Genomic DNA, 9,060 nt, shown 5'->3' with positions numbered 1-9,060 from the left:
CCCGCAAGGGGAGGGGGGACTATAAAAGGTTGGGTCTCAGCCGTTTTGAAAAGGTCTCGCAAGCGGGAGAGGCAATGCTCTCCCAAACTCGCCGTTGGCGTGCCGCGGCGGCCGCCGCCTCACTCCGCCGGCATTGGGGTCAGGCCGAACCGCGGATCCTCGGCGGCCGCCGCCCCGGTCCTGCGCCAGGCGTCGCGGGCCTCGCGCGGGCTGAAGCCGAATTCGCGCCGGAACGCCCGGGTGAAGTCCGAGGCCAGCTTGAAGCCGCAGCTGTAGGCGATGTCCTGGATCCGCCGCCCGCTCTCCTGGGTCAGGGCGGCATGGGCGGCGAACAGGCGGCACTGCTGGATATAGCGCGACACCCCGCCGGCCGGCTCGAACACCCGGTACAGATTCGAGCGCGAGACGCGCAGGTCCTGGGCCACGCGCTCCGGCGTCAGCTCGGGGTCGTCGAAATGCGCCTGGATGTGCGAGCGGGCGCGGTCGAACAGGATCGAGGCGATGGCGCTGCGCGCCTGCTCCTGCCGGTCGCGGGACGGCCCGACGCAGGCCGCCAGCATCTCGGCCGTGGCCCGCCCCGCCAGCACCAGCTCCTCCGGCGACATGCCGATCAGCCGCGCCTCGAGGCTGCGCAGATAGTCGACCAGAAGGGCCGAGAGCGGGCCGGTCAGGATGGCGCCCGCGGCGCTGTCGAAATTCGCGGCGGCGGCGACGAACAGGTCCCGCGGCAGGGTCAGGGACAGCCCGCCATAATGGGTCGCGCGGCCCCGGAACGGCTCGTCCAGCGACAGCAGGAACAGATCGCCCGGCCGGATATGGACCTGGCCGTCGGGAGTCTCGATCCAGATCTCCCCGACCGTCAGCAGCGTCAGGCGCCAGCAGCCGATCGGCGTGCGGCGGCCCCCGGTCTGGCCCAGGACATGACCGAAGGAATGGGCATCGGCATGGCCGTAGGCCAGGAACAGGCCGCCCAGGCCGCATGTCATGAACTCGGCGACGAAGCCGTCCGCAGGCGTCACGCCGGGCGGCAGGCCGATATCCATCAGCGGACTGTGATGCGCGCGCCAGGCCTCGAACTGCTGCTCCGGCGCATAGGCCAGGGTCGAGACTCCGCGCGGCGCCGACGGCCGCTTGTCGCCGAAATCGCGTGGCGCCGGCGGGAACGGCTCCCACCCCAGCACGTCGCGATAATGGTCGAGCCGAACCCGGTCTTGCCATCCGGGGCGCACGGACGGCCCGGCCGCCGGCTGGAGATGACGGTCTTCGCCCGGCCATCCCGGCGGCGGGAACGACAGCTTCGCGACAGGCCTGCCCGGGATCGCCGGGACGAGCCCGGCCAGGGCGGCGGCGGCCGCATCGTCCCCGAAGGGCCGAGCATCCGATCGGTTCATTCCGCCTTCCCCCTCATGACGAGCCGAGATGGCCTGGCGCCGATCTGCCCGGATGGCGAGGGGTCAGCGTCTCCGCGGCCCACACCAACCGCCCCGCATTCCTGGGATGCCGAAAGGATTGCCCCGCGACTGTGGATCGTTCCCCAGACCATCTGCATATCGGCGAAGGTAATTTGCATATTCCTGGATGCTGCATCACTCGCCGTGTCGTTTGGTGCAGCCCGATCTCCTAAAACGAGCAATTGTTGTTGCAAGCAGCGCATCCCCGCGCAGCGAGACGGCAATTTTTTGACAAAAAATATTGCTAAACTATAATCTATATTTTATGCGAGAAATAGAATTCGGAGCGATAGAGGATGATTGCGAATCATTCTCTTGAACAATCTTGACCTCGGGCCGACGGATCTTTCCGACCGGCCCGGATGCGGACGGCTAGGCGCGCGGCACGCGGCCGAAATGGCGCTTGTAGTTGCGGTAGAAGGTCGAGGGGTTGGAGAAGCCATGGTCGAGGATCACGCTCGCCACCTTCTGCCCGCCCGCCTCGATCTCGCGCCGCGCGGCTTCGAGCCGCGCCGTCATCACCGTTTCGTGCAGCGAGGCGCGGTTGTCGTAGAAGATGCTGTAGAGCTTGCGCTTCGATATGGCGAAGGTACGGGCCAGGAGGTCGGCGCCGAGGGCCGGATTCTTCACGTTCTGGGCGATGAAGCCCTTGATCCGCTGATAGAGGCCGTCGTCGGGGCGCGAGGCGTCCTCACCCTCGCCCCCCGCCAGATAGTCGCGGATCGCGGCCCCGATATAGTCGAAGATCGGAATGTCCCGCTGGCACGGCCCGATCTCCCCGCCTTCCGGCTGAACCAGCTCGGCCAGGCCGAGGATGTAGTCCGCCAGCGAGGCGCTCGTCGCCACCACGACGCCGGACGCCTTGGCCAGGGCCGGCGGCTCGGCCCCGGCGACCTGGAGCACATCCAGCTCGCAGCCGCCCGACGCCCCGGCCGACAGCGCCAGGCTGAACGCCAGATCGCCGCTGATCACGACCACCGAGTTCGGCGACAGCGGCCGCCCGGCCTCCCCCACCGTCAGGTGGCCGTTTTCCCGCAGGACCAGGACCAGGAAATGCGGCCCGCCGCAGGGACCGTCGCAAGCCCGGCCGCGGCGCGTCAGCACCCCCGGGGTGATGCGCAGATGGGCCGCCCCGCTGCAGCCGACGAGGCTGAACCGGATCGCGGCGCGGAAATCCGCGCCATCCGGCGCGAAGGTCGCGCCGAGGACGGAGTCGCAGACCTGCCGGGCGAATGCCTCCGCATCGGCATAGAGGATCGATCCGGAGACGGAGTTGCTTTGCCTGGGGAGGACGTGGGACGCTATCCGGCGCATCGGTCGGTCAGTGAAAGTGGGTGGGGGAAAATCACCCCTGGGCAGACAACGTTCGCCTGCCTGGGGTCTGGTTGGCCCTGCATTACGGAACGAACCCTTCCATCCGTTCCGGCCAATGCTTGGCAATCGTTTGCCAACGATAGTGATTGTCGGATTGTTTGCAAGATTTTTCTTCCGGCCCGCTGAGACCACGGACGCCCCCGCCAGCCCGCCACATTTGCAACAATTCTTTCATCGACGAGACGGGGCGGAAGGAGCACGGACGGCATGCCAAGGCGACCCAGGGACGGCCGGAATTCGGGGCCGCTGATGAGCGATGTCGCGCGCCTGGCGGGCGTTGCAACCTCCACGGTCAGCCGCGCCCTCACCGTTCCCGGCCGGGTCAACGAGGAGACCCGGCGGCGCGTCGCCGCCGCGGCGGAACAGCTGGGCTATATCCCGAACGCCGCGGCACGGAGCCTGCGCGCCGGCAAATCCACCAACATCATGGCCACCCTGCCGGGCCCGAGCACCATCTTCGGCGTCGCCCAGATCATTCCCGCGGTGGTGCAGAGCCTCTCCGCCACCCTCTCGGAACACGGCTTCGATCTCCTGTTCTGCAACCGCAACTCCCCGGCCGCCGAGCGGCACATCCTCGGCCAGGCCTTCGGCGGCTCCGTCCGCGGCGTGGTCGTGTTCGGAGCCGCGGCCCTGCCGTCCTACGGGCGCCGGTCGCTCACCGACGCGGACGTCCCGGTGGTGTCGCTGCTGATCGACCGCAGCACGGCCGGCATCCCGAGCATCATCACCAACGATCGCGGCGCGATGCGCGACGCCATGCTCCACCTGATCGCACTGGGCCACCGGACGTTCCTCTATGTCGCCGGCCCGGCCGGCAGCTATCACGAGGCCGAGCGATTTTCCGGGCTGCTCGACGCCCTGGCGACGGCAGGCCTGCCCGAGCGAGCGGTCACCCGCCATGGCGGGCGTCTCGGGTTCCACGACGGCCTGCGGGCCGGCGTCGAGGCGGCGCAGTCGTATCTGGCGATGAAGCGGCGTCCCACCGCCATCGTCTGCTGCGCCGACGATGGCGCGATCTCGTTCATCGGCACGGTCCGGTCGCACGGCGTCGCGGTGCCCGGCGACGTCTCGGTCCTCGGCTTCGACGGAGCCGCGGTCGGCGCGTTCTGCGATCCGCCCCTGACCACGCTGGCACAGCCGACCCGGGATCTCGGATCCCGCGCCGCGGAAGTCATGCTGCAGCTTCTGGAGGATGCCGCCGCCGCGCCGCCGCTGAAGACAACGCTGTCGAGCCCGCTTCTCCTGCGGGCCAGCACGGGCGCCCCGAGGAGCGCGCCGGGAAAGCCCGCCTAGTCCCGGAAGCGGCGGCCCGGCCGGCCTACCCGGCCCGCGGCGTCCGGCCGAAGCGGCGCTTGTAATTGCGGTAGAAGGTCGAGGCGTTGGTGAAGCCGTGGTCGCGGATCAGGCTCGTCATCTTCTGTCCGCCGGCCTCGATGACCCGATGTGCCGCCTCCAGCCGCGCCGCCATGATCATGTCGCGCAGCGAGGCCCCGCTCTCGCCGACGACGGCGTACAGCTTGCGCTTGGAGATGCCGAATTCCCGGGCGATCAGATCGGCCCCCAGCTGCGGATGCTTCACATGGGTCTCGATGAAGGACTGGATCCGGTGGAGCGACCGCGGCCCCTCGGGCTCCGCCACATCCGCCTGCTGCACATAGTCCCTGATCGCCCGGCGGATGTAGTCGAAGATCGGCATTCGCGCCGCCAGCGGCTCGTCCGCCCCGACCCCTTTGACGATCAGCCTGGCGTGGCTGGACACGTAGCGCGCCAGCATGAAGCTGGCCATGGCGATGCAGCCGGTGACCTGGCGCAGCTCCGGCAGGCTGGGCGCCGCGATGTGCAGCCAGTCGACCATATGGCTCTCGCCGCCGCGGTCGCCCAGCTGCAGCTCGAAGCCCCGATCACCGTCGATGGCGGCGACCATGCCGGGTGCGAGGGCGCAGCGTTCCTCGCCGCTGATCAGCAGGCAGGCGCTCCAGGGCACCAGGATGAGATAGTGGTCGCCGAGCCGGGAGAGGCCCCCGGCCGGCCGGCGGATGACGCCGGGGCCCGAGCGGATCTGGATGGCCCGGTGCCGGCCGACGAAGCCGAACAGCACATTGGCGGGCCCGGACTGGTTTCCCAGCGGCTCCAACGAAGAATCGAGAAGCGGCCGGCACAGCTGTCGGCAATGCTCGTCCGGGCCAGCGCAGAGGATGGATCCCCAGGCAGAACTCTGTCGCATGTCTCAATGTCTGCAGCATGCGTGTGGCGCGGTCATTCGGCTTCGCTGTAGGATTTCACTCTCACGAAGAACACGGCGATCGCCTTCACCGGACATCGACCGTACCGGCGCCGCAAGCGATCCAGGCGGGCTCCGCCGAGCCCCGGGACTGCAATGCATCCCCGGCGACCCCGTCAATCCGGCGAAGGATCGGCCTCATCTCAACCAGATGTCTGTTGCCCGGTCGGGGAAGCAAGACAGGCTCACGCAATCCATCAGACAGGCTCCTTCGATTTGTGCTTTCCCGAACCGCATGGATAACTAAGCAGGATGAATTTAAATCACAATAAGTTTATTATCCCTCCCAAAATCGGAATAATTTTTCATTTTGGATTACGGAAAAACACCGAGTTCCGGAAAATGGAAGAATCAGGAGGCATTCCTCCTGAATCCTTGCCGTCTCCACCGCATCATGGTCACGTTATCATAGGGAACGTTCCCCAGCAGCCCCTGTTCCCGCAAACCGACCAGGCAGTCGAGATCGCCCGAAGATGTCCTTTGTGAAAATAAAAGCCGATCATGCCCTCCCAACCCAGAGCCGATCTTCACCCAAAGCATGAGACGGCGCACCGGCCGCCGGAGAGCCCAGCCGAAGCGGAAAGCACCCGGCTGCCGCGTGACCGTGCATTCGAGTGTCGGAATTCCGGATCGCCCGGACCGCCGTCATGGTCGCATGGGAGCATCCTCCCTGCGGCCGCATCAGTCGATATTGTCCTGCATAAATTGATATCACATCTGCGCAGGACGATATTCCAAGTCGCGCCAACCGGCCTGCCAACCCCGCTATATCGGATGCATGCGCGCCGACCCCGGCCTCCATCGCCGCCTGAACGGCCGCGGAGACGGATGCCGCCCCCTCCGACGTTCCCGCCATTCCGGTGATGCAAGATGATGGTCATTCCCCTCCAGACCGCCTCGGCCGGCCAGCGCGTCACGACCTCCGGCTCGATGCTATATGAGGGGGGTGTCGACTATTTCCGGTCGCAGTTCTGCCAGCCCCTGCTGCACGCGGACTTCGTGCCGACCACCGATGTGCCGTTCCGGGTCACGGCCAAGCTCGGCATCGTCGACGATCATCGATCCCTGCGGCTGTACTGCACGCCCGGCATCCTCCGCCGCCGCGGCGCGCTGGGCAGCCCTGCCCCCGCCCATTGCCTCGTCATCGCCACCGGCAACAGCTGCGCGCTGCTGATCAAGGACCAGACTGTCCGGCTCAAGCCGGGCGCGGCCGTCGTCCTCGACGGCAGCTGCGATTTCGATCTGGTGCTGGAGAAGGAGTCCGGGCGCTCCTGTCTCCTCGACTGGCTTCACATCTCCCAGAGCGCCGAGGCCCTGTTCCCAGGCCTGGAGGCCCTCACGGTGATCAACAGCGAGGCGATCACGACCTATATCCGGTTCCACAACGAGCTGATGACCAGCGACCAGGGGGCGGAGCTGACGGCCATCCCGGAGGTTCCGTCGTTCAACCATCTCGTCGAGATCATCCGCGCCTATCTGCTCGGGATGGCTCCGTCGCGGACTCACGACAGGGACCGGCTGCTGCACGACCAGATCAAGATGCACATCACCGAGAACCTGAGCAGCCGGGACCTCTCGCCCGAATCCATCGCCCGGCATTTCGAGATCTCGCCGCGAAAGCTGTACGGCCTGTTCGAGCGGCTGGGCGCATCCCTGCGTGAAACCATCATCACCCTGCGGCTCGAAGCCGCGCATCGCGATCTCGAGCAGGGCAGGAAGAAGGTGGCGACCATCCTGCTGGACTACGGCTTCAGCAACGCGTCGACCTTCTATCGGCTGTACAAGAAGCAGTTCGGCCGGCCGCCGCGGTCCGGGCGCGGCACGGCGGCGGCGGCGGGCAAGCGTTCAGAGGCATCGGCGGCGGACGACCGCTGACGGTCCAGGCCCGCTAAGCCCAGAGCAGCGCGGCCGTCAGCACCACGGGCAGCCAGAACAGGCTGGCCAGGCACACGCCGATCACGATCGGCTCCGGCCGCATGCTCTCGTCGCCCGGGCGACGAGAGCGCAGCTCGCTGACGCAGCGGCGGAGAAAGATGCTCTCATCCGCCGTATCGAACGGCCAGTGCGCCTCGGCCTCGGCCAGGAAGGATTCCGCGACCTCCGTGACCTCCTTGCCGCCGATCCACCATTGGGCGCGCCGCACGCTGCCGTCCTTCGTCCACTCGATGACCGCGGGCCCGCTGGTCCGGTGCCGGCGGTGATGCAGGTACCAGTGCTCGACGCGGCTGCCGTCCCGGTTGTGGCGGACATAGGCAGGCCCATCGATACGGTGGGCGCCATCCGCGCTGAACCACCATTCGGACTTCAGCGAGCCATCGGGGCGATACACGATCAGCGGCGCCCCGAAACGGGTTCCGGACACGTACTGGTCTTCCTGCGAGACGACATGGCCCGGATCGTCCTGCGGGTGCCTCGCGCCGTCTCGACGCGGCAGATAAAGCACATTGTCGCTGCCGGGCTCGCTGTATCGCCACTGACCTGAAATCGGTTCGGCGTCGCGGTCCATGTTTTCCCGAACTCCATGCTCAGAAAAATATGCTGATTATTCTCAGCCGAGGTCACTAAAGAACAAAGAGAACAATCTCCTGATCTCTGCAGATAGATTCATATTCTGCGCATCACGATCTTGTTCGACTTGCTCGAAGGAGCAGCGGAGGCGCCTCTCGGTGGTCACGCACCCGCAGATCGCTGCCATCTCGATCGATGCCGCCGGGGCTCGGGCCGGTACATTCCGTCGCGGCATCTTGGCATCGGCGCCGTGATAGATTAAATCCCGGTAGCTCCGGGTGCTGTCTGACGGTCCCGGCTTTCGGAACCGAGATGGCCCCGTACGACGCATCCTTATGCACCGGCATCCTGCCCGAGACACCGACGGCTCCCGTCCGGACGGTCGTGGTCGGCTCGTACAACGTGCACAAATGCGTCGGCCTGGACAGGCGCTTCGACCCGCTGCGCATCGCCGACGTGGTCGCCGAGCTCGACGCTGACGTGGTGGCGCTGCAGGAGGTCGACCGCCGGTTCGGCCGCCGCTCCGGCCTGCTCGACGCCGAGACGCTGCGCCGCGACAGCGGCCTGCATCTGGTGCACGTCTCCGACCTGCCCGACGGCCATGGCTGGCACGGCAATGCCCTGCTGGTGCGGGACGGCACGGTCACCCGCCTGCGCCGCCTGACGCTGCCGGGCGCCGAGCCGCGCGGTGCCATCGTCACCGAGCTGGCGCTGCCCGCCGGCCGCCTGCGGGTGGTGGCGGCTCATTTCGGCCTGCTGCGGCGCTGCCGGATGCGCCAGGCTGCGATGATTCTCGACGAGATCGCCGGGGGCGAGAGCATGCCGACCCTGCTGGTCGGCGACCTCAACGAATGGCGTCCCGGCCGGCGCTCCTCGCTGCAGCCGCTCGGCGCGCTGTTCGGGCCGCTGCAGGCCAGCCCACCCAGCTTCCCCGCCCCGCTGCCGCTGATCTCGCTCGACCGCATCCTGGGCTGGCCGCAGGGCGTGCTGCGCCAAGTGGACGTCCATCGCAGCCCGCTGTCGCGGATCGCCTCCGATCACCTGCCGCTGCGGGCCGTGATCGACCTGGGCGTCACCCTGCCCGCCGACGCGGCGCCGCTGTCCGAAGCGGCCTGACGCGACATCGCCTGTCGGCATGCGTGTCGCGTGCCGGAGCCTCAGGCGGCCGCTATGCTCTGCGCCAGCGCACCGAGATCGCCGCCGAGGTTCAGGACATGCCCGACACGTCGCCCGCCCCGTCCAGCGCCAGCGCCATTGCGGCCGATATCGCCGCCGGCCGGGCCAGCGTTCGCGAGGTCGTCGCGGCAACCCTGGCCCGGGCCCATGCGGCGCAGGGCCGGCTGAACTGCTTCACCCTGATCCTCGACGACGAGGCCCTGGCCGCCGCTGACACGGCCGACGCCGCGGTCGCGGGCGGCCCGCCCCCCCGCCCCCCCCCCCCGGGGC

General features: G+C 67.8%; 7 protein-coding genes and 1 pseudogene. 4 read left to right on the top strand and 4 right to left on the bottom strand.

Annotated features, from left to right (window positions below; genetic code table 11):
* Positions 1-119: 119 nt before the first annotated feature.
* Both AAHM41_RS36705 and AAHM41_RS36700 read right to left on the bottom strand, forming a co-directional pair.
* Entirely contained in the window at positions 120-1,391 is a 1,272-nt protein-coding gene (locus AAHM41_RS36705; protein ID WP_342241588.1) for an AraC family transcriptional regulator, read from the bottom strand.
* 432 nt (positions 1,392-1,823) lie between these two features.
* A complete protein-coding gene (locus AAHM41_RS36700) occupies positions 1,824-2,765 on the bottom strand; it encodes an AraC family transcriptional regulator (RefSeq protein WP_342241587.1) in 942 nt (313 codons plus the stop codon).
* Between the two features lie 309 nt (positions 2,766-3,074).
* Here AAHM41_RS36700 and AAHM41_RS36695 point away from each other — a divergent pair, with 309 nt between their 5' ends.
* A complete protein-coding gene (locus AAHM41_RS36695) occupies positions 3,075-4,118 on the top strand; it encodes a LacI family DNA-binding transcriptional regulator (protein ID WP_342241586.1) in 1,044 nt (347 codons plus the stop codon).
* 25 nt (positions 4,119-4,143) lie between these two features.
* On the opposite strand, the gene AAHM41_RS36690 is transcribed toward AAHM41_RS36695, so the two are convergent.
* Positions 4,144-4,959, bottom strand: coding sequence for a helix-turn-helix domain-containing protein (locus tag AAHM41_RS36690; RefSeq protein WP_342241585.1), 816 nt, complete (start codon positions 4,957-4,959; stop codon positions 4,144-4,146).
* Between the two features lie 1,017 nt (positions 4,960-5,976).
* Between AAHM41_RS36690 and AAHM41_RS36685 the strand changes: the two genes are divergently transcribed.
* On the top strand, positions 5,977-6,981 hold the full coding sequence (locus AAHM41_RS36685) for a helix-turn-helix transcriptional regulator (protein ID WP_342241584.1): 1,005 nt from the start codon (positions 5,977-5,979) through the stop codon (positions 6,979-6,981).
* Positions 6,982-6,994: 13 nt separating this feature from the next.
* Here AAHM41_RS36685 and AAHM41_RS36680 read toward each other — a convergent pair whose 3' ends face one another.
* Positions 6,995-7,612, bottom strand: a complete 618-nt coding sequence (locus tag AAHM41_RS36680) for a hypothetical protein (protein WP_342241583.1) — start codon at positions 7,610-7,612, stop codon at positions 6,995-6,997.
* A gap of 314 nt (positions 7,613-7,926) precedes the next feature.
* On the opposite strand from AAHM41_RS36680, the gene AAHM41_RS36675 reads away from it, so the two are divergent.
* On the top strand, positions 7,927-8,730 hold the full coding sequence (locus AAHM41_RS36675) for an endonuclease/exonuclease/phosphatase family protein (protein ID WP_342241582.1): 804 nt from the start codon (positions 7,927-7,929) through the stop codon (positions 8,728-8,730).
* 23 nt (positions 8,731-8,753) lie between these two features.
* Positions 8,754-9,060 (top strand): annotated as a pseudogene (locus tag AAHM41_RS36670) (hypothetical protein); the annotation flags it as partial.

The sequence above is a fragment of the Inquilinus sp. OTU3971 genome, assembly GCF_038440215.1.
Note: the sequence above shows the minus strand (reverse complement) of the source record. Positions and strands in the feature narration are given on the sequence as shown.